This is a genomic window from Streptomyces sp. NL15-2K (assembly GCF_030551255.1).
In the GTDB taxonomy this organism is placed as follows: Bacteria; Actinomycetota; Actinomycetes; order Streptomycetales; family Streptomycetaceae; genus Streptomyces.
In genome coordinates, this window is record NZ_CP130630.1 from 2,131,520 (window position 1) to 2,157,084 (window position 25,565).

Genomic DNA, 25,565 nt, shown 5'->3' on the forward strand with positions numbered 1-25,565 from the left:
TCTCCATGACGAGTAACCGAGGTATCGCGCACCTGGTCTGCGGCCGGCGGGCGAAGTGGCTGGTGCTGGTGTTGTGGGTCGCGGTGCTGTTTCTGGCCGCGCCCTTCGCCCAGAAGCTGACCGACGCCCAGGACAACGACGCGGCCTCCTGGCTGCCCGGCTCGGCCGAGTCGACCCAAGTCCTGGAGATCTCCGAGGACTTCAGACCCGAGCAGATCCCCGCGGTCGTCGTCTATGCCCGTGAGAGCGGGCTGACGGCGCAGGACCGGGCGGCCATCACCGAGGACGTGGCGCAGCTCGAGCAGCTGCGCGACCACGGCATCCTCGGTGCCGAGACCCGGGGCCCGGTCTTCGACCGGCAGACCGATCCGCGCGCGGCCCAGATCCTCGTCCCGATCGCGATGGACGAGAAGGGCTGGGAGAGGATCGCGCCCGCGGTCGACTCCATCCGCGACGACGTCGGCGAGGGCGGGGGCGGACTCGCCGTGCACATCACGGGCCCGGGCGGCACCTCCGCGGACTTCTCCGAGGCGTTCGAGGGAATCGATTCGACCCTGCTGATCTCAGCGATGGCCGTCGTCATCGTGATGCTGCTGCTCACCTATCGCAGCCCCTCCCTGATCCTGGTCCCCCTGCTCGCCGTGATCGTCGCTCTGTTCACCTCACAGGCCCTGATCTACCTGCTGGCGGAACACGCGGGCCTGACGGTCAACGGCCAGAGCGCGGGCATCCTCACGGTCCTCGTCTTCGGCGCGGGCACGGACTACGCGCTGTTGCTCGTCGCCCGCTACCGGGAAGAGCTGCGCCGCCACGAGGACCGGCACGAGGCGATGGCGCTGGCCCTGCACCGAGCGGGCCCGGCGGTCCTCGCCTCCGGCGCGACGGTCGTGCTGAGCATGCTGGTGCTGCTGGTGGCCGAGATGAACTCGACGCGCGGCCTCGGCCCGGTGGCGGCGATCGGCGTGGCGGTCGCCCTGCTGGCGATGATGACGCTGTTCCCGGCCCTTCTGGTGATCTTCGGCCGCTGGATCTTCTGGCCGGTGATCCCGCACCTCGGCACGCCGAACCCGGCCGACCGGGGCGTCTGGGCCCGTATGGGCCGACGTATGGCGGGCCGCCCCCGTATGGTCTGGGGCGTCACGGCGGTGGTGCTGGCGGTCTGCTCGCTCGGCCTGATCCAGTTGCGCGCGGAGGGCATCAGCAACGCGGACGCGTTCACCGGCAAGCCGGACTCGATCGTCGGCCAGGAGGTGTCCGCGCGGTACTTCCCGGCGGGCAGCGGCGATCCGCTGGTCGTCATCAGCGACCAGGCGCAGGCCCAGCAGGTGGGCCGGGCGGTCGCCGATACCCGCGGCGTCGTCCCCGAGTCGCTCGGCCTGCCGCCGGGCACCAAACCGTCCTTCGAGGGCAAGGTGCTGTTCGAGGCGACGATGACCGACCCGGCCGACAGCGAGGCCGCGAAACAGACCGTGGAGCGGGTGCGGGACGCCGTGCACGCGGTGCCGGACGCCGACGCCCAGGTGGGCGGCGGTACGGCGGCGCTCCTGGACATGGACGAGGCGACCACGCACGACAACATACTGATCATCCCGTTGGTGCTGGTGGTCGTCCTGCTGATCCTGTGCGTGCTGCTGCGCGCCCTGATCGCCCCGCTGCTGCTGATCGGGACGGTGATCCTGTCGTTCGCGGCCGCGCTCGGCATCAGCGCGCTGGCGTTCCGCCATCTGTTCGACTACGCGGGCGAGTCGACGGACTTCCCGCTGTTCGTCTTCGTCTTCCTGGTCGCCCTGGGCATCGACTACAACATCTTCCTGACCACCCGCATCCGCGAGGAGGCGGCCCACCAGGGCACCCGCCCCGGCGTGGTGACGGGCCTGGCGGCGACGGGCTCGGTCATCACCTCCGCCGGTCTGGTCCTGGCCGGCACCTTCGCCGCCCTCGGCACGCTCCCGATGGTCGCCTTCGCGGAGATCGGCTTCGCGGTGGCGCTCGGCGTGCTGCTGGACACGTTCATCGTGCGGTCGGTGCTGGTCACGTCCCTGTTCCTGGACGTCGGCCCGAAGGTGTGGTGGCCGCACCGGCTGGCCCGCGAGGACAGCGGGGCACCGGCGGTCGCCGAGCCGGATGCAGGTGCTCAGCGCCCCGTCAGAGACTCCGGCGGGCGTTGAGCCGGGCGGCCTGGCGTGTCAGGTGGGCGCGCTCGGCGAGGTTGGGTGCCTTCTGGGCCGCCTCGGCGTACAGCCGTGCCGCCGTCGCCAGGTCGCCGTCGCGCTCGTGGAGGTACGCGGCCACCGCGGTGTGGCGGGGCAGTGCGTCGTCCAGCTCCGCGAGGGCTGCCAGACCGGCGCGCGGTCCGTCGGCCTCGCCGACGGCCACCGCGCGGTTGAGCCGGACGACCGGGTTGTCGGTCAGGCGGGCGAGCTCGTCGTACCACTCGACGATCTGCACCCAGTCGGTCTCCTCGGCGGTGGGCGAGTCGGCGTGGAGTGCCGCGATGGCGGCCTGGGCCTGGAACTCGCCCAGCCGGTCGCGGGCGAGGGCCGCCTGCAGGATCCCGACGCCCTCGGCGATCGACTTGGTGTCCCACCGGCCGCGGTCCTGTTCGGCGAGCGGCACCAGGCTGCCGTCGGGGGCGGTCCGGGCGGCGCGCCGGGCGTGGTGGAGCAGCATGAGGGCGAGCAGCCCCGCCACCTCGGGGTGGTCGATCGCGGCCGCGAGCTGCCGGGTGAGCCGGATGGCCTCGGCGGCGAGGTCGACGTCGCCGGAGTAGCCCTCGTTGAAGACCAGGTAGAGGACGCGCAACACGGTGGCGACATCGCCGGGCTGGTCGAACCGCACGCCGGAGACGGTGCGCTTGGCCCGGCTGATGCGCTGCGCCATGGTCGCCTCGGGCACCAGGTAGGCCTGGGCGATCTGGCGGGTGGTCAGCCCGCCGACGGCGCGCAACGTGAGCGCGACCGCGGACGACGGCGTCAGCGACGGGTGGGCGCACAGGAAGTAGAGCTGGAGCGTGTCGTCCACCGCGGGCGCGGGACCGGGTGCCGGCTCCTCGTCGACGAGGTCCTCACGCCGGCGGCGGGCGGTGTCCGCGCGGGTCGCGTCGAGGAACTTGCGCCAGGCCACGGTGACCAGCCAGCCCTTCGCATCCCGCGGCGGGTCGGCCGGCCAGACGCGGATCGCCTCGACCAACGCGTCCTGCACGGCGTCCTCGGCCGCCGCGAAGTCGGCTCCGCGGCGGACGAGGATGGCGAGCACGCTCGGCGTGAGGCTGCGGAGCAGGACCTCGTTCACTTGAAGGAGCACTCCGTGATGGTGGGCGAGAGGCCGTAGAACGGGCGCAGTTCGAGCCACTCGTGGATCGGCTTCCCACCCGCTCCGGGGGCGGCCGACAGTTCCCCGGCCAGCTCGACGGCGCGCTCGTAGCTGTCGACGTCGATCACCATCCAGCCGGCGATGAGGTCCTTGGTCTCGGCGAACGGGCCGTCGGTGACCGGCGGGCGCCCCTCGCCGTCGTACCGGACGAACGTCCCCTCGGGGGCGAGCGCCTGACTGTCGACGAACTCGCCGGTCTTCTCCAGCCGGGCCGCGAAGTCGTTCATGTACTGCACGTGGGCCGTGATCTCTTCCGGCGTCCACTGGTCCATGGGCACGTCGTTGACCGCGGCCGGGGCGCCTCGGTAGTGCTTGAGCAGCAGGTACTTGGCCATGATGTTCTCCTCGGTGCTGATGCGACCCATTGTGGTCGCGTTCACAGCGGGGACGGAGCCGGCCACGGGTTCTCGACATCGTCGGCCGAATTATTTTTCGGGGCTCGCGGACGAACCCGACGGCCGGCCCTCCGACCGGGTCAGCCGGTCCTCCGTATGACCGCCAGATACATGGCGTCGGTCCCGTGCAGATGCGGCCACAGCTGTACGTCGGGGCCGTCGCCGAGGTCCGGTAGGCCCGGCAACAGGGGCCGCGCGTCGAGGAGTTCGGCCTCGGGGCGCTGCTTGAGCACGTCGTCCACGACGGCCCGGGTCTCGGCGAGGTGCGGCGAGCAGGTGGCGTAGCCGACGACGCCTCCTACCCGTACGGCGTTCAGCGCCGTGTGCAGCAGGGCACGCTGCAACGGCGCGAACCCCTCCAGGTCCTGGGGACGCCTGCGCCACCGGGCCTCGGGCCGCCGCCGCAGGGCGCCCAGACCCGTGCACGGCACGTCCATCAGCACGCGGTCGAAGGAGCCGGCCCGCCACGGCGGCCGAGTCCCGTCGGCGGTGATGACCTGGTAAGGCCCCGGGTTCCCGTCGAGCGCCTTCGCCACGAGCCCGGCCCGGTGCGGCTGCTTCTCGGCGGCGAGCAGCGCGGCCCCGCGCTCGGCCGCCAGGGCGGCGAGCAGCGCGGCCTTGCCGCCGGGCCCGGCACACCCGTCGAGCCACTTCTCGTCCCGCCCTTCGAGGGGCGCGTTGGCCAGCGCGAGCGCGACCAGCTGGCTGCCCTCGTCCTGCACACCCGCCCGGCCCTCCCGGACGGCGTCCACGGCACCGGGCTCGCCGCCCTCGGCCAGCCGTACGGCGTACGGCGACCAGCGCCCCGGCACCGCGGCGTCCTCCCGGAGCAGCTCGTCGGTGGTGGCCCGTCCGGGCCGGGCGACCAGGGTCACCTCGGGCCGCTCGTTGTCGGCCTCCAGCAGTTCCTCGATTCCGGCACGCCCGCCGCCGAGCGAGTCCCACAGGGCGGAGACGATCCAGCGGGGATGGGAGTGCACGACGGCGAGATGGTCCTCGGGGTCGTCGTCGTAGGGCGGCGCGACCTTTGCGAGCCAGCTGTCGAGATCGTCCTGGGCGACCTTCCGCAGCACGGCGTTGACGAACTTGGCCCGCCCGTCGCCGAGGACGACACGGGCGAGTTCGACGGAGGCGGACACGGCGGCATGGGTCGGGATCCGCGTCCCGAGCAGCTGATGCGCCCCCAGGCTGAGCACGTCGAGCACCGGCGGGTCGACGTCCCGCAGCGGCCGGTCGACGCACGCGGCGATGACGGCGTCGTACGTCCCCTGCCGCCGCAGCGTCCCGTACACCAGCTCGGTCGCGAGCGCCGCGTCCCGCCCGTCGAAGTCGCCCTTCTCCCGTGCCTTGCGCAGCAGCGGCGGCAGGACGAGGTTGGCGTACGCATCCCGCTCGTCCACCGCCCGCAGGGCCTCGAAAGCGAGGATGCGGACGGGGTCCTTCTGAGGGCGACGGTAGGGCTTGCGGGGCCGACGGGGCTGGTCACTCACGAAAAGGTGCTCCGGATTTCAGAGGTGGATACGCACCAAGCGTAAGTCGGTGAGCCCGGTCGTCACGCGCCGAGGGTCTCGCCGCCCGCGATGCGCGCCCCGCGCGCCCAGTCGGCGGCCTTCATCGGCTTCTTGCCCTGGGCCTGCACCCACAGCAGCTCGACGGCGTACGACCCGGTCCCGACGCGGACGTCGTTCTTGCCGACGGCGAGCGCGCCGGGGGCGAGGTCGGTCCGCTCGGGCACGGGCCGGACCTGGATGAGCTTGAGCCGCTCGCCCCGGAAGGTGGTCCAGGCGCCCGGCGCCGGGGTGCACCCGCGCACCACCCGGTCGACGCGCAGCGCGGGCGTGCCCCAGTCCACCTGGGCGTCCTCGACGGTGATCTTCGGTGCGACGGTGATGCCCTCGGCCGGCTGCGGTACGGCCTTCAGCGTGCCGTCCTCGATCCCGTCCATGGTCGCGGCGAGCAGCCCGGCGCCCGCGAAGGCGAGCCGGGTCAGCAGGTCGCCGCTGGTGTCGGTGGGCCGGATGGTCTCGGTCACCGTCCCGTAGACGGGCCCGGAGTCGAGCCCTTCCTCGATGAGGAAGGTCGAGGCCCCCGTGATTTCATCGCCGGCCATGATGGCGTGCTGCACGGGCGCGGCCCCCCGCCAGGCGGGCAGGAGGGAGAAGTGCAGGTTGACCCAGCCGTGGGCGGGGATGTCGAGGGCGACGCGGGGCAGCAGGGCACCGTAGGCGACGACGGGGCAGCAGTCCGGGGCGATCTCGCGGAGCCGCTCGAGAAACTCGGGGTCCCGCGGTTTGGCGGGCTTCAGCACCTCGATACCGGCCTCCTCGGCCCGCTCGGCGACAGGCGACGCGACGAGCCTGCGCCCGCGCCCGGCCGGCGCGTCGGGCCGCGTGACGACGGCGGCCACTTCGTGCCGGCCGGAGGCGAGCAGAGCGTCCAGAGCGGGAACGGCGACCTCGGGGGTACCGGCGAAGACGAGCTTCATGGGTGGGTGCGGGCCTCTCGGGCGGGGCTGATGCGGGCGGCCCCCAAGTCTATGACCACGCACGGAAAGCCGCCGACGGCGAACAACCCCCACGGGAGAGTCCAGCCTCTCGGCCAACTGGAAACGGGTGGTGCGCGGGTGGGAGAGAAAACCGAGGCCGAAGGCCGAGGCGCACACCCCCAGCGCAGGGGGCGTACGCATATGCCCACACGCCCCCACTGCGTGACCCGCGGAGCGAATCCGCGTTGGTCAAGAAAGAGTTGACCACAACGGGCCGCACATCGCGCGGCCCACTCCTTTTCAACGCCGGTTCGAGAGGCTTGTTCATGGCCGACCACGCAACCCACGACGCCCAGGCTCGGGCCAGCCTGCACTTGCTGGTGCGGGACATCGAGCGGGTCCGCCGGCAGGTGGACGCACTGCGCACGCTCACCGCCCAGCTGGGCAACGTCTACCGCCCGCGCCGCTCCGGCCCTTCCACGGGCTTCGTCGTCTACGGACGCGCCCCCGCCCCGACCGTCCGTCTCGCCCAGGAACTGCGGGACAGTGTCGAGACCCTGGTGACGGCCGCCGTGGACTTCGACCGCTCACTCGGCTTCTCGTGGGACGCGGTGGGCTCCGCCCTCGGAGTCACCAAGCAGGCGGTCCATCGCCGTTACGGCGCCCGCCGTGCCGCGGCCCAGGCGGCGGCCGAGGCCGAGCGGACCCCGGAGCCGACGAGCACCCGCCCGGTCGGCGTGGGCACCGGCATCTCGACGGTGCCCACGGTCCCCGCCGCCCGCTCCATGCCGACCCAGCCGACGGCAGGCAGCCCGTCCCTGCGCGACGAGGCCAGGCCGACCGCCTTCCCCACCCCCCGCAACGGCTGACCTACCTCACCCCTGCCCTCCCGGAATGCGCCCGGGAGGGCAGACGCATGCCACCACCCGCCCCGTCAGACCGCGGGCAGTCGTGCCGCTGGGGCGGCCCCGACCCATAGAAGGCGCCCGTTAACGCCGGGCTGCGCGACCCACCCCCGGCCGGCACCAACACCGGGCGGCTGGACACAGACGGCACGGCACCCCGCCACTCAGCCCACCCCGACCAAGGCACCCACGCACACCACTCAGCCCTCAGCCCTCAGCCAATGTCCGGCGGATCAATCCGCACCCGCACCGCGGCCTCCGCACCCCCCCGCGCCATCCGCGCGGCCTGTGCGGCCTTCAGCGCGGACGCCAACGCCGCACCGCTCCCCGGCGGCACCCGGATCAACGCCCGCTCCCACCGCTCCCCCGGCGGCGGTGCCCCCGCCCGTCGCGGGCGCCCGGCTGTCGTGACGGGCAACGGCACGGGCCCCAACACCTCGGCATCGTGGGGCAGTTCCACTGTCGCCAGGAACTCGGCGACCGTCTCCGCCGTCCCCGACACCGCCGCCATCCGCGACACCGGCGGAAACCCCAGCTCGGCCCGCTCGGAGAGCTCCCGCACCGCATGGCCGACGGGATCCCACCGCACCAGCGCCTGCACGGACCGCAACGTGGGCTCGGCGACGACCACGACCGTGCCCCCCGCGCCCTGCGGCCGTACGAGCGCCGCGGCCCCGATCCACCGCCGCAGCGCGTCCTCACCGGCGCGCAGGTCGGGCCGCCCGAGCATGGCCCAGCCGTCCAGCAGCAACGCGGCCGCGTACCCGCCCTCGGCGACGGGTTCGGCGCCCGGTGTGCTCACGACCAGTGCGGGCGCGCCGGGCACGGTGTCCAGCACCTGCTCGCGCCCCGACGTCCGCACCGGAACGGCCGGAAACGCGCGCCCCAGTTCCTCGGCGGTCCGCCGCGCCCCCACGACCTGCGCCCGCAACCGAAACGCACCGCACTCGGGACAGTGCCAGGCTCCCTCCTCGTGCCCGCACCACCCGCACCGCAGCGCGGCCCCGGACTCCTGTGCCTCCAGCGGCCCGGAGCAGTGCCGACAGCGCGCCGGCGCCCGGCAGTTGGCGCAGGCCATCCGCGGCACATATCCACGCCGAGGCACCTGCACGAGCACCGGCCCGTGTCGCAGCCCTTCCCTGACGATCTGCCAGGCGAGGGTCGGCAGCCGGGCCGCCCGGGCGGCCTCGTCGCGCGCGAGGTCCCCGTCGCCGACGGTCCGCACCAGCGGAGCGGCGGCCCGCACCTGCTCCCTCCCGGCGACGAGGGGACGGGCCCACCCGCTCTCCACGAGTTGCGCGGCCTCCACGGTGCAGCTCCAACTCCCCAGCAGAAAGCCGCACTTGTCCTGCGCGGCCCGCAGCAACAGCACCTCGCGCGCATGGGGCTGGGGCGCATGCTGCTCGCTGTGGCTGTCGTCGCCGTCGTCCCAGACGGCGACCAGCCCGAGGTCCTGCACGGGGGCGAACATGGCGGCCCGGGTCCCCACCACCGCCCGCACACTCCCCCGCCGCACGGCCAGCCACTCCCGATACCGCTTCTCGGGCCCGGCGTCCGCGGTGAGCACCGCATGCCGTCCCGCCCCCAGCAAGGCCGTCAGCGCGGCGTCGACCCGCGCGACCGCCCGCCCGTCCGGCAGGACGACCAGCGCGCCGCGCCCCGACGCCAGCGTCGCCGCCACGGCCCGCGCCAGCTCCTCGCTCCACCGGGGCCCCGGCAGCGCGTTCCACACGGCCCTGGGCGCGCCTCCCGTGGCGAGCGACTCGAGAAACGCCGCCCCCTTGTCGTACCGGCCCCAGGACGCCGGCTCCGGCGCCGCCGGCGGCGGGAGAGGCGCGGGCGAAGGCCGCTGCTCGGCCCGTGCGTTGCGCGGCGGCACGGCGAGCTGCAGCACATCGGCGAGACTGCCCGCATACCGGTCGGCGACGGCCCGCGTGAGCCCCAGCAGTTCCTCACTCAGCACCCGCTCGGGCGACACGACCTGGGCGAGCGCGGCCAGCGGCCCGGAGTAGTCGCTCTCGGCCCGCCGCTCGACGAGGAACCCGTCGATCAGCCCCCCGCCCTCACGCCGCCCCTCGCGCACCCGATGCCGCCCGGCGCCGAACCGCACCCGCACCCGCACCCCGGGCTGGGCGTCGGCATCCAGCTCCTCCGGCACGGCATAGTCGAAGTACCGGTCGAGGTGCAGCACACCCTTGTCCACCAGCACCCGAGCGACCGGCAGCTCCTTGGCGAGCGCCGCCCCCCGCCAGGTCCGCGGCTTGGCCCTCGGCGCCTTGGCCTTGCGCACACTTTCCCGAATGAGCGCGAGCTGCTCGGGCGGCGGCCCCTCGCCCCCACCGCTCACCGACCCGTTCTCGCTGCTCACACCTGCATTCTTACAAACCCCACTGACAACCGAGGGCGCCCGAGTTCCCCACCGGCGGCGGCACGCACTCTGCCTTGGGCCACTCGGCCACACCAGCCGGGGACAAGCCCCGGCGGGCGACGGGATTCGAACCCGCGGGGGCTTTCGGGCCCCGAAGTATCCGCCACCTTCGCACCGGACGCCCGGCGCCGAACAGCGTACGAACGGACAAGTCCGGCCGGCCGGCGATTTGTGACCGAAGACGTGCCGAGGCCCGGCTCCCACAAGGAAGCCGGGCCTCGAACCGAGTCGTGCTGAGGCGTGGGCCCTACAGCCCCGCAGCCTTCCGCAGCGCCTCCACGCGGTCCGTCCTCTCCCACGTGAACTCGGGCAGCTCGCGTCCGAAGTGGCCGTAGGCGGCGGTCTGGGCGTAGATCGGGCGGAGCAGGTCGAGGTCGCGGATGATGGCGGCCGGGCGGAGGTCGAAGACCTCGTCGATCGCCTTCTCGATCTTGTCGGTGTCGATCTTGGCGGTGCCGAAGGTCTCGACGAACAGACCGACCGGCTCGGCCTTGCCGATGGCGTAGGCGACCTGGACCTCGCAGCGGGTGGCGAGGCCCGCGGCGACGACGTTCTTGGCGACCCAGCGCATCGCGTAGGCGGCGGAGCGGTCGACCTTGGACGGGTCCTTGCCGGAGAAGGCGCCGCCGCCGTGGCGGGCCATGCCGCCGTAGGTGTCGATGATGATCTTGCGGCCGGTCAGGCCCGCGTCACCCATCGGGCCGCCGACCTCGAAGCGGCCGGTCGGGTTGACCAGGAGGCGGTAGCTCTCGGTGTCCAGCTTGATGCCGTCGTCGAGGAGGGCCTTGAGCTCCGGCTCGACAACGAACTCGCGGACGTCGGGGGCCAGCAGCGAGTCCAGGTCGATGTCGCTGGCGTGCTGCGAGGAGACCACGACCGTGTCCAGGCGGACCGCCTTGTCGCCGTCGTACTCGATGGTGACCTGCGTCTTGCCGTCGGGGCGCAGGTAGGGGATGGTGCCGTTCTTGCGGACCTCGGACAGGCGCTTCGACAGGCGGTGCGCCAGGAAGATCGGCAGCGGCATCAGGGTGGGGGTCTCGTCGGTCGCGTAACCGAACATCAGGCCCTGGTCACCCGCGCCCTGGCGGTCCAGCTCGTCCTCGTCCCCCTCGACCCGGGACTCGTACGCGGTGTCGACGCCCTGCGCGATGTCCGGGGACTGCGCGCCGATCGACACCGACACGCCGCAGGAGGCGCCGTCGAAGCCCTTCTTCGAGGAGTCGTAGCCGATCTCCAGGATCTTGTCGCGCACGAGCTGCGCGATGGGCGCGTACGTCTTGGTGGTGACCTCTCCGGCCACGTGCACCAGACCGGTCGTGATCAGGGTCTCTACGGCGACGCGGGAGGTGGGGTCCTCCTTGAGCAGCGCGTCGAGAATGGTGTCGCTGATCTGGTCAGCGATCTTGTCGGGGTGACCCTCGGTCACGGACTCAGAGGTGAACAGGCGACGGGACACAACGCTCCCTGGGGTTGCAGCGGCTGCTGGCTGATCATTGGCGGACGGGCCGGGGGCTGCGCCCGGCGTGATCCGAGAACAGTTTATCGGTCGTGCTCGGCCACGGGCCTCCCTGTCTCGCCACTCGGGAGTGCTGTGACCTGCGGCACAGCATTCTGCCCAATCCCGAGCGGCCTTGGCCAGGGGCCGCCGACCCTCAATCTGCGTGGCTCGAACGATCCTTGAGCTGAAGGAAACATTCACCTCAGGCGTTTCACCACCAAGTCCCATACGGTTTCGGCCAGTGCTTCTTTCGGGCCGTGCGGGACCGGAGTCTCGCTGCCGTCGGCGCCCAGGACCAGCGCCTCGTTCTCCTCGGAGCCGAACGTCTTGCGCTCCCCCACTTCATTCACCACAAGCAGGTCACAACCCTTTCGCCGAAGCTTCTTCCGGCCGTTGGCGAGCACATCGTCTGTCTCGGCGGCGAAGCCGACGATCACTTGCCCCGGGCGCGCGCGGTCGGCCGAGATCTCCGCGAGGATGTCCGGATTCCGTACGAGGACGATCGGGTCCGGGTCCTGGCCGTCCTGTTTCTTGATCTTCCCGGACGCGTAGGTGGCCGGGCGGAAGTCGGCGACCGCGGCGGCCATCACGACCGCGTCGGCGTCCGCGGCGGCCTTCAGGACCGCCTCGCGCAGCTGCACGGCCGTCCCCACCGGGACGACGTCCACGCCGGCCGGGTCCGGCAGGCCGGGGTTCGCCGCGATCAGCGTGACCCGGGCGCCCCGCGCGGCGGCGGTGCGGGCGAGGGCGTAGCCCTGTTTGCCGGAGGAGCGGTTGCCGAGGAAGCGGACGGGGTCGAGGGGCTCGCGGGTGCCGCCGGCGCTGACGACGACGTGCCGGCCCTTGAGATCCGGCTCGGTGACGCCGCGCGCCAGGACGCGGCGGCAGACCTCGAAGATCTCGGCCGGCTCGGGCAGCCGGCCCTTGCCCGTGTCGACGCCGGTGAGACGGCCGACGGCCGGCTCGATGACGACGGCGCCGCGGCGGCGCAGCGTGGCCACGTTCTCCTGGGTGGCCGGGTGTTCCCACATCTCCGTGTGCATGGCGGGGGCGAAGACGACGGGGCAGCGGGCGGTGAGCAGGGTGTTGGTGAGGAGGTCGTCGGCGAGGCCGTGAGCGGCCTTCGCGAGCGTGTCCGCGGTGGCCGGGGCCACGATCACCAGGTCGGCGTGCTGGCCGATGCGGACGTGCGGGACCTCGTGGACGTCGTCCCACACCTCGGTGGAGACCGGGTTGCCGGAGAGGGCGGACCAGGTGGCGGCGCCGACGAAGTGCAGGGCGGAGGCGGTGGGGACGACGCGGACGTCGTGGCCCGACTCCGTCAGTCTGCGCAGCAGCTCACAGGCCTTGTACGCGGCGATGCCACCGCTGACCCCCAGGACGACCTTCGGCTTGTCCACCGTCTCTCCCCGCGCCTCGGAAACGTACGCCGCGGCTCCCGGCGTACGACTCCACTACACACCACAGGCCCGGCAGTCGCGCTGCCGGGCCTGTGGAAAAGCCAACTGCAAACCGAAAATACTACTGCGCGGGGCCCTCAACGGCCTCGGACGTCAGCAGCCCCGCGTTGATCTCGCGCAGGGCGATGGAGAGCGGCTTCTCGTGGACGTGGGTGTCGACGAGCGGACCGACGTACTCGAGGAGGCCCTCGCCGAGCTGCGAGTAGTACGCGTTGATCTGGCGGGCCCGCTTGGCCGCGTAGATCACGAGGCTGTACTTCGAGTCGGTGGCCTCGAGGAGCTCGTCGATCGGCGGGTTGATGATGCCCTCGGGCGCGGAGATGGAAGAGGACACGCTCTACCTTCCGATGGATGGGAAAAGATCGGTCGTGATCACATCACTCGTGATCACACAACATCCATCAAGGCTAGCAGCTCACGCGCTACATCCTCGACGGAGGTGTTGACCAAGGTCACGTCGAACTCCGGCTCGGCGGCCAGTTCGACCTTCGCCGCCTCAAGACGGCACTCGATCACCTCGGGCGGCTCGGTGCCCCGCCCGGTGAGTCTGCGCACGAGCTCCTCCCAGGAGGGAGGAGCCAGGAACACCAGCTGAGCGTCCGCCATGGACTCGCGGACCTGCCGGGCACCCTGGAGGTCGATCTCCAGGAGGACGGGCTCACCCGCCTCCAGCCGCTCCAGCACGGCCGCACGCGGCGTGCCGTAGCGATTGCCGGCGAACTCGGCCCACTCCAGCAGCTCACCGTTGGCGATCAGCTTGTCCATCTCCTCGTCGGTGACGAAGAAGTACTGGACGCCGTGCTTCTCGCCGGGGCGGGGCTTGCGGGTCGTCGCCGACACCGAGAGCCAGACCTCGGGGTGTTCCTTGCGCATATGAGCGACGACCGTGCTCTTGCCGACCCCGGAGGGGCCGGAGAGCACGGTCAGCCGCGGACGTTCACTCATGCAGCGATTATTCCAGCAATCCCGGAGTGCCCGGGACTCCCTGTCCGGAGTGCCCGGACTCAGGAGCCGGTGCTGCCGAACTCACGCTCCAGGGAAGCGATCTGGTTGGAACCGAGGCCGCGTACGCGGCGGCTCTCGGAGATGCCGAGTCGCTCCATGATCTGCTTGGCGCGGACCTTGCCCACGCCCGGCAGGGACTCGAGCAGCGCGGAGACCTTCATCTTGCCGATGACGTCGTTCTCCTGGCCCTGCTTGATGACCTCATGCAGGGAGGCGCCGGAGTGCTTGAGTCGATTCTTGACCTCGGCCCGCTCCCGGCGAGCCGCGGCGGCCTTTTCGAGCGCGGCTGCGCGCTGTTCAGGGGTAAGGGGCGGAAGAGCCACGCCTACGTCACCTCGGATGTCGAACTGTCGGATACGGACCGGTGAGGAACCTAGTCGCCCCACACCTGGGGAGCTACGAGCAACACGCTTGCCCGTTCACTCTCGTCGGAGACTAGCGGCCAAGTCCGCCAGAGTCAGCGAGAACAGCGGAAAAGTCCTGGTCAGCCTCCGCCAGGCCAGACATTTCAGACATTCTGCCCCGGATTTGAGGATGTATCCAGACTCAAGTCGCCTGCGAACCACTCATCGGAGGTCTCGTACCAGCACCTGGAACCGCTCACGCGGCGGCCACCGCGGCCCGGATCTCCTCCGCGAAGCGGTCCGCGGCGGCCCGCAACGCGCTCCCATCGGGACCGTGACGCAAAACACTCCGGCTGACGTTCGGGACGACATTGCGCACGGCCGCACCGAACACCCCGGGAAGATCCGCGGGCGTCGCCCCCTGGGCGCCGATGCCGGGGGCCAGCAGCGGTCCGTTGATGTCCAGGTCGTACGACGACAGATCGCCGAGCGTGGCGCCCACGACCGCCCCGAAGGAGCCCAGGGGCTCCTCCCCCGCGTTCTCGGCGGCCAAGTGGGCCAGCATGGTCGCGCCGACCGTGCGCCCGTCGGCCCGTACGGCGTGCTGGACCTCGCCGCCCTCCGGGTTGGAGGTCAGCGCCAGCACGAACAGCCCCGCGCCGTTCTCCCGCGCGAGCGCCACCGCGGGCGAGAGGGACCCGTAGCCGAGATACGGCGAGACGGTCAGGGCGTCCGAGAACAGCGGGGCGTCCTTCAGGAGGTAGGACTCGGCGTACGCCGCCATGGTCGAGCCGATGTCGCCCCGCTTGGCGTCCATCACGACCAGCGCACCGGCCGCCCGCGCCTCCTCGACCGACTTCTCCAGGACGGCCACGCCCCGCGACCCGAAGCGCTCGAAGAACGCGCTCTGCGGCTTGAGGACGGCGACCCGGTCGGCCAGCGCCTCGACCACGGTCCGGCTGAACCGCTCCAGGCCGGTGACGTCGTCACCCAGGCCCCACTCGCCGAGCAGGGACGCGTGCGGGTCGATGCCGACGCAGAGGGGGCCGCGCTCGTCCATGGCGCGGCGCAGGCGGGCGCCGAAGGGCTCTGTCATGCCGTCTTCCTCACGTCGGCGCCGACCGCGTCGGCAAGGGTGGCGTACGGGCTCGTACGAAGGCGTGCGGCGAGCCCCTTGTGGATGGCGCGTGCCCAGAACGGCCCCTCGTAGACGAACGCGCTGTAGCCCTGGACCAGGGTGGCGCCCGCCAGGATGCGCTGCCAGGCGTCCTCGGCGTTCTCGACGCCCCCGACGCCGACCAGGGTGATCCGGTCGCCCACGCGCGCGTAGAGGCGCCGCAGCACCTGAAGGGAGCGTTCCTTCAGCGGCGCGCCGGACAGGCCGCCGGTCTCCTTGACCAGTGAGGGTTCGGATGTCAGACCGAGCTCCTCGCGCGCGATGGTCGTGTTGGTGGCGATGATCCCGTCCAGGCCGAGCTCGACGGCCAGATCCGCCACCGCGTCGATGTCCTCGTCGGCGAGGTCCGGCGCGATCTTCACGAGCAGCGGGACACGGCGGTCGGTCACCGTGCGGTCGGCGGCCTCGCGGACGCCCCTGAGCAGCGGCCGCAGCACCTCGGTGGCCTGCAGATTGCGCAGACCCGGCGTGTTCGGCGACGAGACGTTCACGACGAGGTAGTCGGCGTACGGCGCCAGCCGCTCGGTCGACTTCACGTAGTCGACGACGGCCTCGGCCTCCGGGACGACCTTGGTCTTGCCGATGTTCACGCCCACGACGGTCCTGAAGACCGGCTCACGCGAGGCCAGGCGGGCGGCGACGGCCAGTGAGCCCTCGTTGTTGAAGCCCATGCGGTTGATCAGCGCCCGGTCCTTCACGAGCCGGAACAGCCGCTTCTTGGGGTTGCCGGGCTGCGGCTCCCCCGTGACGGTGCCGATCTCGATGTGGTCGAAGCCGAGCATCGACATGCCGTCGACGGCGACGGCGTTCTTGTCGAAGCCGGCGGCGAGCCCGAACGGCCCGTGCATCCGCAGCCCGAACGCCTCGGTTCGCAGCTCCTTGTGGCGGGGTGCGAGAACGGCGGCGACGAACGTCCGCAGGACGGGGATCCTGACGGCGAGCCGGATCCAGCGGAAGGCCAGGTAATGGGCCTCCTCGGGGTCCATCCGGGTGAAAACCAGACGGAAGAAGAGTTTGTACATCTCTGTGTCCTCACGAAGAGGGGGACACCTTCCGGTGTCCCCCTCAGAGCTGCTAGTCGCGGGCCGCGGTCAGGTGTTCCGCGTGTTCCTGGAGCGAACGGACGCCCACGTCACCGTGGTTGAGGGCGTCGATGCCCTGGACGGCCGCCGCCAGCGCCTGCACCGTCGTCAGGCACGGGACCGACCGCGCCACGGCCGCCGTACGGATGTCGTAGCCGTCGAGGCGGCCGCCGGTGCCGTACGGGGTGTTGACGATGAGGTCGACCCCGCCGTCGTGGATGAGCTGGACGATGGTCTTCTCGCCATTGGGACCGGTGCCCTCGGACTGCTTGCGCACGACCGTGGCGTTGATGCCGTTGCGCTTGAGCACCTCGGCCGTGCCCGAGGTGGCGAGCAACTCGAAGCCGTGGGCGACGAGTTCACGCGCCGGGAAGATCATCGAGCGCTTGTCGCGGTTGGCCACCGAGATGAAGGCGCGGCCCTTGGTCGGCAGCGGACCGTACGCGCCGGCCTGCGACTTGGCGTACGCCGTGCCGAAGACCGAGTCGATGCCCATGACTTCGCCGGTGGAGCGCATCTCCGGGCCGAGGACGGTGTCGACGCCACGGCCGTGGATGTCGCGGAAACGGGACCACGGCATGACGGCCTCCTTGACGGAGATCGGCGCGTCCAGCGGGAGCTCGCCGCCGTCGCCGGTCGCCGGGAGCAGCCCCTCGGCCCGCAGTCCGGCGATGGTCGCGCCCAGGGAGATCCGGGCGGCGGCCTTCGCCAGCGGCACCGCGGTCGCCTTCGAGGTGAAGGGCACGGTACGGGAGGCCCGCGGGTTGGCCTCCAGGACGTAGAGGATGTCGCCCGCCATCGCGAACTGGATGTTGATCAGGCCGCGCACCCCGACTCCGCGGGCGATGGCCTCCGTGGATGCCCGCAGCCGCTTGATGTCGAAGCCGCCCAGCGTGATCGGGGGCAGCGCGCACGCCGAGTCGCCGGAGTGGATGCCGGCCTCCTCGATGTGCTCCATGACACCACCGAGGTAGAGCTCCTCGCCGTCGTAGAGCGCGTCGACGTCGATCTCTATCGCGTCGTCGAGGAAGCGGTCGACCAGGACCGGCCGGGAGGGGCTGATCTCGGTGGACTCGGCGATGTACGTCTCCAGCCGGGTCTCGTCGTACACGATCTCCATGCCGCGGCCGCCGAGGACGTACGACGGCCGGACCAGGACGGGGTAGCCGATCTCGTCGGCGATGGCCTTGGCCTCGGCGAAGGTGGTGGCGGTGCCGTGCTTGGGCGCCGGGAGGCCCGCCTCGGCCAGGACCCGCCCGAAGGCGCCGCGGTCCTCGGCGGCGTGGATCGCCTCGGGGGGCGTGCCGACGACGGGCACGCCGTTGTCCTTCAGCGCCTGCGCGAGGCCCAGCGGGGTCTGGCCGCCGAGCTGCACGATCACGCCCGCGATCGGCCCGGCCAGCGACTCCGCGTGGACGATCTCCAGCACGTCCTCCAGCGTCAGCGGCTCGAAGTACAGGCGGTCGGAGGTGTCGTAGTCGGTGGAGACGGTCTCCGGGTTGCAGTTGACCATCACGGTCTCGTAGCCGGCGTCGCTGAGCGCGAAGGAGGCGTGGACGCAGGAGTAGTCGAACTCGATGCCCTGGCCGATGCGGTTCGGACCGGAGCCCAGGATGATGACCGCGGGCTTCTCGCGCTCGGCGACCTCGCTCTCCTCGTCGTAGGAGGAGTAGAAGTACGGCGTCTTCGCGGCGAACTCGGCGGCGCAGGTGTCGACGGTCTTGTACACGGGGCGTACGCCCAGCGCGTGCCGGACCTCGCGCACGACGTCCTCGCGCAGGCCGCGGATCTCGCCGATCTGGACGTCCGAGAAGCCGTGCCGCTTGGCCTCCGCCAGGAGCGACGGGTCCAGCTTGTCGGCGGCGGCCAGTTCGTCCGCGATCTCCTTGATCAGGAAGAGCTGGTCGACGAACCACGGGTCGATCTTCGTGTACTCGAAGACCTCCTGAGGCGTGGCACCGGCGCGGATGGCCTGCATGACGGTGTTGATCCGGCCGTCGGTCGGGCGGACGGCTTCCGCCAGCAGGAGACCCTTGTCGCCGGGCTCGCCGACGAACGTGAACTGGCTGCCCTTCTTCTCCAGCGAGCGCAGCGCCTTCTGGAACGCCTCGGTGAAGTTGCGGCCGATCGCCATGGCCTCGCCGACCGACTTCATGGTCGTGGTCAGCGTGGAGTCGGCGGAGGGGAACTTCTCGAAGGCGAACCGCGGCGCCTTGACGACCACGTAGTCGAGGGTCGGCTCGAAGGAGGCCGGGGTCTGCTCGGTGATGTCGTTCGGGATCTCGTCCAGCGTGTAGCCGACGGCGAGCTTCGCGGCGATCTTGGCGATCGGGAAGCCGGTCGCCTTGGAGGCGAGGGCCGAGGAGCGCGACACGCGCGGGTTCATCTCGATGACGATCACACGGCCGTCGTCCGGGTCGACCGCGAACTGGATGTTGCAGCCGCCGGTGTCGACGCCGACCTCGCGGATCACGGCGATGCCGATGTCGCGCAGGATCTGGTACTCGCGGTCGGTCAGGGTCATCGCGGGCGCGACGGTGATCGAGTCGCCGGTGTGCACGCCCATCGGATCGAAGTTCTCGATGGAGCAGACGACCACGACGTTGTCGTGCTTGTCGCGCATCAGCTCCAGCTCGTACTCCTTCCAGCCGAGGATGGACTCCTCCAGGAGCACCTCGGTGGTCGGCGAGAGGGTCAGGCCCTGCCCGGCGATGCGGCGCAGTTCCTCCTCGTCGTGCGCGAAGCCGGAACCGGCGCCGCCCATGGTGAAGGACGGGCGGACGACGACCGGGTAGCCGCCGAGTTCCTCGACGCCGGCGAGCACGTCCTCCATCGAGTGGCAGATGAACGAGCGGGCGGACTCGCCGTGCCCGATCTTCTCCCGGACCGCCTCCACGACCTCCTTGAACTGATCGCGGTCCTCGCCCTTGTGAATGGCCTCGACGTTGGCACCGATGAGCTCGACGCCGTACTTGTCCAGCACGCCGTTCTCATGCAGCGAGATCGCCGTGTTGAGGGCCGTCTGACCGCCCAGGGTGGGCAGCAGCGCGTCGGGCCGCTCCTTGGCGATGATCTTCTCGACGAACTCCGGGGTGATCGGCTCGACGTACGTGGCGTCGGCGATCTCCGGGTCGGTCATGATCGTCGCCGGGTTGGAGTTGACCAGGATCACCCTGAGGCCCTCGGCCTTCAGGACCCGGCACGCCTGCGTGCCGGAGTAGTCGAACTCGGCTGCCTGGCCGATGACGATCGGGCCGGAGCCGATGACCAGGACGGACTGGATATCGGTGCGCTTAGGCACGCTGGCCCTCCATCAGGACTGTGCTCATCAAAGACGTGAAGCGGTCGAACAGGTAGGCGGCGTCGTGCGGGCCGGCTGCCGCTTCGGGGTGGTACTGGACGCTGAAGGCGGGGCGGTCGAGGAGCTGCAGCCCCTCCACCACGTTGTCGTTCAGGCAGACGTGGGAGACCTCGGCGCGGCCGTAGGGCGTCTCGGAGACCTGGTCGAGCGGGGCGTCGACGGCGAAGCCGTGGTTGTGCGCGGTGACCTCCACCTTGCCGGTCGTACGGTCCTGCACCGGCTGGTTGATGCCGCGGTGGCCGTACTTCAGCTTGTACGTGCCGAAGCCCAGCGCCCGCCCCAGGATCTGGTTGCCGAAGCAGATGCCGAACAGCGGGGTGCCGCGCTCCAGGACGGCCTGCATGACGGAGACCGGGTGGTCGGCGGTGGCCGGGTCGCCCGGCCCGTTGGAGAAGAACACGCCGTCGGGGTTCACGGCGTAGACGTCCTCGACGCTCGCCGTCGCCGGCAGCACGTGCACCTCGATGCCGCGCTCGGCCATGCGGTGCGGGGTCATGCCCTTGATGCCGAGGTCGACGGCGGCGACCGTGAACTTCTTCTCGCCGATCGCTGGGACGACGTACGGCTCCTTGGTGGCGACCTCCGCGGAGAGGTTCGCGCCCTTCATCTCGGGAGCCTGGCGCACCTCGGTGAGCATGGTGCCCTCGTCGGGCAGCGCCGAGCCGGAGAAGATGCCGACGCGCATGGCGCCGCGCTCGCGCAGATGCCGGGTCAGGGCGCGGGTGTCGACGCCGGAGATGCCGACGACGCCCTGCTGGGCCAGCTCCTCGTCCAGCGAACGCCGGGCACGCCAGTTGGAGGGCACGCGCGCGGGGTCGCGTACGACATAGCCCGAGACCCAGATCCGCTTCGACTCGGGGTCCTCGTCGTTGACGCCGGTGTTGCCGACGTGCGGGGCGGTCATCACGACGACCTGGCGGTGGTACGACGGGTCGGTGAGGGTCTCCTGGTAGCCGGTCATGCCGGTGGAGAACACGGCCTCGCCGAAGGTCGCCCCCACGGCCCCGTAGGCACGGCCGCGGAAGATCCGGCCGTCCTCCAGGACGAGTACGGCGGGGATCTTCGCGGATCCCCTGGTGGAGGTCGTCATCGTTCGGCGCCTTCCGTGGTGGTTGTTTTGATCATGGAGTTAATGACGTCGACCCACTCGTTGTGCTCGGCCGCGTGGTCGGAGCGGAACCCGGAGTCGATCAGCCGCTCGCCGTGCGCCCAGGTCACCACGAGGAGCCCGCCCTCGGTGAGGACCTTGCCGGCGATGCCCTTGTCGAGCCGGGCCTCGCGCAGAGCGGCGGTGGGGACGAAGAAGTCGGTCGCGCCGGGGCGTACGACGTCCAGTCCCGCGTCCGTCAGCGTGAGCTCGACCCGGCTGCGGGTGCCCAGGCCGTGGGCCACGATGCGGTCCAGCCACTGCCCGGCGGTGGTGGAGCCGTGGTAGCGGCCGCTCATCGTCAGTCTGGCGTCACCTGGCTCATCCGGCACGGTGGGCAGCTCAGGGAGGTCGCCCTGGAGCGTGCCGCGCCACTTCCAGCCCTCGCGCATCAGCCAGTAGACGAGCGCGACGAAGAGGGCGAGCCCGACGAGCCAGCCGATACGGGCGGCCCAGTCGGTCACTTCTGCCGACTTCTCTTCGGCCGCGAGTCCGGTCGCGAGTCCGGCGGCGAGCAGAGTTGCAGGTGTCACGTGAGCTTCCCGTCGACGAGCGTGGCCTTGCCCCGGAGCCACGTGTGCGTGACACGGCCCGGCAGCTCGCGCCCCTGGTACGGGGTGTTGCGGCTGCGCGAGGCGAAGACCGCGGGGTCCACTGCACCACGGTATGCCGTGTCGACGAGCGTGAGGTTGGCGGGCTCACCGGCCGAGACGGAGCGGCCGTGGCCCTTCGCCCGGCCGATCCGTGCCGGCTTGAAGGACATGCGGTCGGCGACACCCGCCCAGTCGAGGAGTCCGGTGTCCACCATCGTCTCCTGCACGACCGACAGGGCGGTCTCCAGGCCGACCATGCCCATGGCGGCGGCGGCCCACTCGCAGTCCTTGTCCTCGTGCGGGTGCGGGGCGTGGTCGGTGGCGACGATGTCGATCGTGCCGTCGGCGAGCGCCTCGCGCAGGGCGAGCACATCACGCTCGGTGCGCAGCGGCGGGTTGACCTTGAAGACCGGGTTGTACGTCCGCACCAGCTCGTCGGTGAGGAGGAGGTGGTGCGGGGTGACCTCGGCGGTGACGTCGATGCCGCGGGACTTCGCCCAGCGCACGATCTCGACGGAGCCGGCGGTCGACAGGTGGCAGATGTGGACGCGGGAGCCGACGTGCTCGGCGAGCAGGACATCCCGGGCGATGATCGATTCTTCGGCCACCGCGGGCCAGCCGCCGAGACCCAGCTCGGCGGAGACGATGCCCTCGTTCATCTGGGCGCCCTCGGTCAGCCGCGGCTCCTGCGCGTGCTGGGCGACGACACCGCCGAAGGCCTTCACGTATTCCAGCGCCCGCCGCATCATCACGGCGTCGTCGACGCACTTGCCGTCGTCGGAGAAGACGGTGACCCCGGCCGCCGACTCGTACATGGCACCCAGCTCGGCGAGCTTCTTGCCCTCCAGGCCGACGGTGACGGCGCCGATGGGCTGCACATCGCAGTAACCGTGCTCCTGACCGAGCCGGTAGACCTGCTCGACCACACCGGCGGTGTCGGCGACGGGGAAGGTGTTGGCCATGGCGAACACGGCGGTGTAGCCGCCGCTCGCGGCCGCCCGGGTACCGGTCAGGACGGTCTCGGAGTCCTCGCGGCCGGGCTCGCGCAGATGGGTGTGCAGATCGACGAGCCCCGGCAGGAGCACCTTGCCGCCGGCCTCGACGACCTGTGCGCCGTCATCCGAAAGCCCGGTACCGACGGCCTCGATGACCTCCCCGTCGATGAGGACATCCTGCGGCTCGCCGCCGAGCACCTTCGCACCACGGATCAGGATCTTGGTCATCTGTCTTACTTCTCCTCGGTACGAGTGTGGGTGACGGCGGGTTCGTTGCCGCCCAGGAGCAGGTAGAGCACGGCCATCCGGATGGAGACTCCGTTGGCGACCTGCTCGATCGCGGTGCAGCGCTCGGAGTCGGCGACCTGGGCGGTGATCTCCATGCCGCGGACCATCGGGCCCGGGTGCATCACGATGGCGTGCTCGGGCATCCGGGCCATGCGGTCGCCGTCGAGGCCGTAGCGCCGCGCGTACTCGCGCTCGGTCGGGAAGAAGGCGGCGTTCATGCGCTCACGCTGGACGCGCAGCATCATCACCGCGTCGGACTTGGAAAGCGTGCTGTCGAGGTCGTACGACACCTCGCAGGGCCACGACCCGATGCCGACCGGCAGCAGGGTGGGCGGGGCGACGAGGGTGACCTCGGCGCCGAGGGTGTGCAGCAGATCGACGTTGGAGCGGGCGACCCGGCTGTGCAGGACGTCGCCGACGATCGTGACGCGCTTGCCGGCCAGGTCCTGCCCGATCCCGGCGTCCCGGCCGACCAGACGGCGGCGCATGGTGAACGCGTCGAGCAGGGCCTGGGTGGGGTGCTGGTGGGTGCCGTCGCCGGCGTTGATGACGGCCGCGTCGATCCAGCCCGAGTTGGCCAGTCGGTACGGGGCTCCGGAGGCGCCGTGCCTGATGACCACGGCGTCGACACCCATGGCCTCCAGGGTCTGGGCGGTGTCCTTCAGGGACTCGCCCTTGGACACGCTGGATCCCTTGGCGGAGAAGTTGATGACGTCCGCGGACAGCCGCTTCTCGGCGGCCTCGAAGGAGATCCGGGTGCGGGTCGAGTCCTCGAAGAAGAGGTTGACCACGGTGCGGCCGCGCAGGGTCGGCAGCTTCTTGATCGGCCGGTCGGCGACCCGGGCCATCTCCTCGGCGGTGTCGAGGATCAGGACGGCGTCGTCGCGGGTGAGGTCGGCGGCCGAGATGAGATGACGCTGCATCTGTCAGGCTCCGTAAGGCAGTTCACAAGGAGAATTCGGGCAGGCGGGGTCGCATGAGCAGGGCATACGGCAGTGACGTACGCCCTGCGTGCTAGTGCTGCGCGCCCGGAGCGGTCTGCTTCGCGCCGAGCAGCACGGTGTCGCGACCGTCCTCCTCGGCGAGCTGGACCTTGACCGTCTCCCGCAGCGACGTGGGGAGGTTCTTGCCGACGTAGTCGGCGCGGATGGGCAGTTCGCGGTGGCCGCGGTCGACGAGGACCGCGAGCTGGACCGCGCGGGGGCGCCCGATGTCGTTCAGGGCGTCGAGGGCGGCACGGATGGTGCGGCCGGAGAACAGCACGTCGTCGACGAGGACGACGAGGCGGCCGTCGATGCCGTCGCCGGGGATGTCCGTGCGGGCCAGCGCGCGCGGCGGCTGCATGCGCAGGTCGTCGCGGTACATGGTGATGTCGAGCGAGCCGACCGGGACCGTGCGTTCGGTGATCTGCTCCAGCTTGGCCGCGAGCCGCTGGGCGAGGAAGACGCCGCGGGTCGGGATGCCGAGGAGCACGACGTCGTCGGCGCCCTTGGCACGTTCGACGATCTCGTGGGCGATGCGGGTCAGGACCCGCGCGATGTCGGGGCCTTCGAGAACGGGCCGCGCGTCGGACGCTTGCGCGTCCTGCCGCTTGCCCGGCTCGTTGTCCTGCCTGTCCTGCTCGTCTTGCTTGTCCATACGAAACGGACCTCCTTCTCCGCCTCACGGGACGGACCTTAAAGGACGTCGGATTTGCGCCATCCACGGTAGCAGGCCCGCGGGACGCCCCTGATCACCCCCTCGGCCCAATCGGTCTCCGATACCACGGAAGAGTCGGTGCGGACCATTCGGCTTGACGCAGCAGAGTAACGCTGCGTAACCTCACAGTGAGTTACCAGCCGCGCGGCCTGGAAACCAAGCCAGTCGCGTCGACACAGTGTCCGGGGAGCTATATGTCCAGCGAATACGCCAAACAGCTCGGGGCCAAGCTCCGGGCCATCCGCACCCAGCAGGGCCTTTCCCTCCACGGTGTCGAGGAGAAGTCCCAGGGGCGCTGGAAGGCCGTGGTGGTCGGTTCGTACGAGCGCGGTGACCGTGCCGTGACCGTGCAGCGCCTCGCCGAGCTGGCGGATTTCTACGGCGTTCCGGTGCAGGAGCTGCTGCCGGGCACCACGCCGGGCGGCGCCGCGGAGCCGCCGCCGAAGCTGGTCCTGGACCTGGAGCGGCTGGCCCACGTCCCGGCCGAGAAGGCGGGCCCCCTCCAGCGGTATGCGGCCACGATCCAGTCCCAGCGCGGTGACTACAACGGCAAGGTGCTCTCGATCCGCCAGGACGACCTGCGCACACTCGCCGTCATCTACGACCAGTCGCCCTCGGTCCTCACCGAGCAGCTGATCAGCTGGGGCGTGCTCGACGCGGACGCGCGCCGTGCGGTGGCGTCCCACGAAGAGGGCTGAGCCCCTCTCCTCACCCGCCCCTACCTCAGCAGAAACGTGCCGCCGGGGTGGCCGGAACTTCACCGTTCCGGCCACCCCGGCGGCTTTCTGCGCGCCTTCAGGGCCGAGGACGTACGGGAACGCCCAAGGGCCCGCGGCGGTCTCGCTGCGGGCCCTTGGGCGTTTTTGCCTCGTGCGTTTCTGCCTCGTGCGCCTCTCCTACGCCTCGTCCCGGCGCAGTGAAGGCTTCAGGTCCTTGAGCCGGCCGAGCAGACCGTTGACGAACGACGGCGACTCGTCCGTGGAGAACTCCTTCGCCAGCTGCACCATCTCGTCGAGCACGACGGCGTCCGGCGTCTCGTCCGCCCAGATCAGCTCGTAGGCGCCGAGGCGCAGGATGTTGCGGTCGACGACCGGCATCCGGTCGAGCGTCCAGCCGACCGAGTACTGCGCGAGCAGCTCGTCGATGCGCTTCGCATGTCCCGCGTAGCCCTCGACCAGCTGCATCGTGTACTCGCTCACCGGCGGCTGCCGGGTGTCGGTCCGGGAGAGCCGGATCCAGTCCGCGAGGACCGTCAGGACGTCCGCGTCGCGCTGGTCGCCCTCGAAGAGGATCTGGAAGGCGCGCTTGCGGGCCGTGTTGCGGGCAGCCACG

General features: G+C 71.1%; 22 protein-coding genes. 3 read left to right on the forward strand and 19 right to left on the reverse strand.

Features of this window, described 5'->3' with window-relative positions:
• The first annotated feature begins 5 nt into the window (after positions 1–5).
• Positions 6–2,168 (forward strand): MMPL family transporter, encoded by a 2,163-nt coding sequence (locus Q4V64_RS09025; RefSeq protein ID WP_124443813.1) that lies wholly within the window; start codon positions 6–8, stop codon positions 2,166–2,168.
• Here Q4V64_RS09025 and Q4V64_RS09030 read toward each other — a convergent pair.
• The 4 genes from Q4V64_RS09030 to fmt form a co-directional block, all read right to left on the reverse strand.
• On the reverse strand, positions 2,146–3,291 hold the full coding sequence (locus Q4V64_RS09030) for a DUF6596 domain-containing protein (protein WP_124443913.1): 1,146 nt from the start codon (positions 3,289–3,291) through the stop codon (positions 2,146–2,148). The two genes, Q4V64_RS09025 and Q4V64_RS09030, sit on opposite strands and share 23 nt — an antisense overlap.
• Positions 3,288–3,707: a YciI family protein gene (locus Q4V64_RS09035; protein ID WP_124443812.1), complete on the reverse strand. Its 420-nt coding sequence runs from the start codon at positions 3,705–3,707 to the stop codon at positions 3,288–3,290. Before Q4V64_RS09035 ends, Q4V64_RS09030 begins: the two co-directional genes overlap by 4 nt.
• A gap of 140 nt (positions 3,708–3,847) precedes the next feature.
• A complete protein-coding gene (locus tag Q4V64_RS09040; protein ID WP_124443811.1) occupies positions 3,848–5,257 on the reverse strand; it encodes a transcription antitermination factor NusB in 1,410 nt (469 codons plus the stop codon).
• Positions 5,258–5,319: 62 nt separating this feature from the next.
• A complete protein-coding gene (gene fmt, locus Q4V64_RS09045) occupies positions 5,320–6,252 on the reverse strand; it encodes a methionyl-tRNA formyltransferase (protein WP_124443810.1) in 933 nt (310 codons plus the stop codon).
• A 326-nt stretch (positions 6,253–6,578) separates the two neighbouring features.
• On the opposite strand from fmt, the gene Q4V64_RS09050 reads away from it, so the two are divergent.
• A complete protein-coding gene (locus tag Q4V64_RS09050; protein WP_124443809.1) occupies positions 6,579–7,121 on the forward strand; it encodes a hypothetical protein in 543 nt (180 codons plus the stop codon).
• Between the two features lie 250 nt (positions 7,122–7,371).
• Here the strand turns inward: Q4V64_RS09050 and Q4V64_RS09055 are convergent, their stop codons facing one another.
• From Q4V64_RS09055 to pyrR, 14 genes are all read right to left on the reverse strand, one after another.
• Entirely contained in the window at positions 7,372–9,525 is a 2,154-nt protein-coding gene (locus Q4V64_RS09055; protein ID WP_124443808.1) for a primosomal protein N', read from the reverse strand.
• Positions 9,526–9,832: 307 nt separating this feature from the next.
• Positions 9,833–11,041: a methionine adenosyltransferase gene (gene metK / locus Q4V64_RS09060; protein ID WP_124443807.1), complete on the reverse strand. Its 1,209-nt coding sequence runs from the start codon at positions 11,039–11,041 to the stop codon at positions 9,833–9,835.
• Positions 11,042–11,280: 239 nt separating this feature from the next.
• Entirely contained in the window at positions 11,281–12,483 is a 1,203-nt protein-coding gene (gene coaBC, locus Q4V64_RS09065) for a bifunctional phosphopantothenoylcysteine decarboxylase/phosphopantothenate--cysteine ligase CoaBC (RefSeq protein WP_124443806.1), read from the reverse strand.
• A 121-nt stretch (positions 12,484–12,604) separates the two neighbouring features.
• Positions 12,605–12,877: a DNA-directed RNA polymerase subunit omega gene (gene rpoZ, locus Q4V64_RS09070; RefSeq protein ID WP_003988945.1), complete on the reverse strand. Its 273-nt coding sequence runs from the start codon at positions 12,875–12,877 to the stop codon at positions 12,605–12,607.
• A 53-nt stretch (positions 12,878–12,930) separates the two neighbouring features.
• Positions 12,931–13,488, reverse strand: coding sequence for a guanylate kinase (gene gmk / locus Q4V64_RS09075; protein WP_124443805.1), 558 nt, complete (start codon positions 13,486–13,488; stop codon positions 12,931–12,933).
• A 59-nt stretch (positions 13,489–13,547) separates the two neighbouring features.
• Entirely contained in the window at positions 13,548–13,871 is a 324-nt protein-coding gene (locus Q4V64_RS09080) for an integration host factor (RefSeq protein WP_003977346.1), read from the reverse strand.
• A 277-nt stretch (positions 13,872–14,148) separates the two neighbouring features.
• Positions 14,149–14,988: an orotidine-5'-phosphate decarboxylase gene (gene pyrF / locus Q4V64_RS09085; protein WP_124443804.1), complete on the reverse strand. Its 840-nt coding sequence runs from the start codon at positions 14,986–14,988 to the stop codon at positions 14,149–14,151.
• Positions 14,985–16,091: a quinone-dependent dihydroorotate dehydrogenase gene (locus tag Q4V64_RS09090; protein WP_124443803.1), complete on the reverse strand. Its 1,107-nt coding sequence runs from the start codon at positions 16,089–16,091 to the stop codon at positions 14,985–14,987. Before Q4V64_RS09090 ends, pyrF begins: the two co-directional genes overlap by 4 nt.
• A 52-nt stretch (positions 16,092–16,143) precedes the next feature.
• Positions 16,144–19,452 (reverse strand): carbamoyl-phosphate synthase large subunit, encoded by a 3,309-nt coding sequence (gene carB, locus Q4V64_RS09095; RefSeq protein WP_124443802.1) that lies wholly within the window; start codon positions 19,450–19,452, stop codon positions 16,144–16,146.
• Positions 19,445–20,602: a glutamine-hydrolyzing carbamoyl-phosphate synthase small subunit gene (carA, locus tag Q4V64_RS09100; protein WP_124443801.1), complete on the reverse strand. Its 1,158-nt coding sequence runs from the start codon at positions 20,600–20,602 to the stop codon at positions 19,445–19,447. Before carA ends, carB begins: the two co-directional genes overlap by 8 nt.
• Positions 20,599–21,192, reverse strand: coding sequence for a hypothetical protein (locus tag Q4V64_RS09105; RefSeq protein WP_124443800.1), 594 nt, complete (start codon positions 21,190–21,192; stop codon positions 20,599–20,601). Before Q4V64_RS09105 ends, carA begins: the two co-directional genes overlap by 4 nt.
• On the reverse strand, positions 21,189–22,475 hold the full coding sequence (locus Q4V64_RS09110) for a dihydroorotase (RefSeq protein WP_124443799.1): 1,287 nt from the start codon (positions 22,473–22,475) through the stop codon (positions 21,189–21,191). Before Q4V64_RS09110 ends, Q4V64_RS09105 begins: the two co-directional genes overlap by 4 nt.
• A 5-nt stretch (positions 22,476–22,480) precedes the next feature.
• Complete coding sequence (locus tag Q4V64_RS09115; RefSeq protein WP_124443798.1) at positions 22,481–23,458, reverse strand: aspartate carbamoyltransferase catalytic subunit; 978 nt, start codon at positions 23,456–23,458, stop codon at positions 22,481–22,483.
• 91 nt (positions 23,459–23,549) lie between these two features.
• A complete protein-coding gene (gene pyrR, locus Q4V64_RS09120; protein ID WP_124443797.1) occupies positions 23,550–24,173 on the reverse strand; it encodes a bifunctional pyr operon transcriptional regulator/uracil phosphoribosyltransferase PyrR in 624 nt (207 codons plus the stop codon).
• A gap of 254 nt (positions 24,174–24,427) precedes the next feature.
• Between pyrR and bldD the strand changes: the two genes are divergently transcribed.
• Positions 24,428–24,931, forward strand: a complete 504-nt coding sequence (gene bldD / locus Q4V64_RS09125; RefSeq protein WP_095754441.1) for a transcriptional regulator BldD — start codon at positions 24,428–24,430, stop codon at positions 24,929–24,931.
• Between the two features lie 198 nt (positions 24,932–25,129).
• Here the strand turns inward: bldD and nusB are convergent, their stop codons facing one another.
• Positions 25,130–25,564: a transcription antitermination factor NusB gene (gene nusB / locus Q4V64_RS09130; protein ID WP_124443796.1), complete on the reverse strand. Its 435-nt coding sequence runs from the start codon at positions 25,562–25,564 to the stop codon at positions 25,130–25,132.
• Position 25,565 lies beyond the last annotated feature (1 nt).

Coding starts and splice junctions, on each gene's coding strand:
- Q4V64_RS09025 (WP_124443813.1), top strand. CDS start 6: ATGACGAGTAACCGAGGTATCGCGCACCTGGTCTGCGGCCGGCGGGCG.
- Q4V64_RS09035 (WP_124443812.1), bottom strand. CDS start 3,707: ATGGCCAAGTACCTGCTGCTCAAGCACTACCGAGGCGCCCCGGCCGCG.
- fmt (WP_124443810.1), bottom strand. CDS start 6,252: ATGAAGCTCGTCTTCGCCGGTACCCCCGAGGTCGCCGTTCCCGCTCTG.
- Q4V64_RS09050 (WP_124443809.1), top strand. CDS start 6,579: ATGGCCGACCACGCAACCCACGACGCCCAGGCTCGGGCCAGCCTGCAC.
- gmk (WP_124443805.1), bottom strand. CDS start 13,488: ATGAGTGAACGTCCGCGGCTGACCGTGCTCTCCGGCCCCTCCGGGGTC.
- pyrF (WP_124443804.1), bottom strand. CDS start 14,988: ATGACAGAGCCCTTCGGCGCCCGCCTGCGCCGCGCCATGGACGAGCGC.
- Q4V64_RS09090 (WP_124443803.1), bottom strand. CDS start 16,091: ATGTACAAACTCTTCTTCCGTCTGGTTTTCACCCGGATGGACCCCGAG.
- carA (WP_124443801.1), bottom strand. CDS start 20,602: ATGACGACCTCCACCAGGGGATCCGCGAAGATCCCCGCCGTACTCGTC.
- Q4V64_RS09110 (WP_124443799.1), bottom strand. CDS start 22,475: ATGACCAAGATCCTGATCCGTGGTGCGAAGGTGCTCGGCGGCGAGCCG.
- Q4V64_RS09115 (WP_124443798.1), bottom strand. CDS start 23,458: ATGCAGCGTCATCTCATCTCGGCCGCCGACCTCACCCGCGACGACGCC.
- pyrR (WP_124443797.1), bottom strand. CDS start 24,173: ATGGACAAGCAAGACGAGCAGGACAGGCAGGACAACGAGCCGGGCAAG.
- bldD (WP_095754441.1), top strand. CDS start 24,428: ATGTCCAGCGAATACGCCAAACAGCTCGGGGCCAAGCTCCGGGCCATC.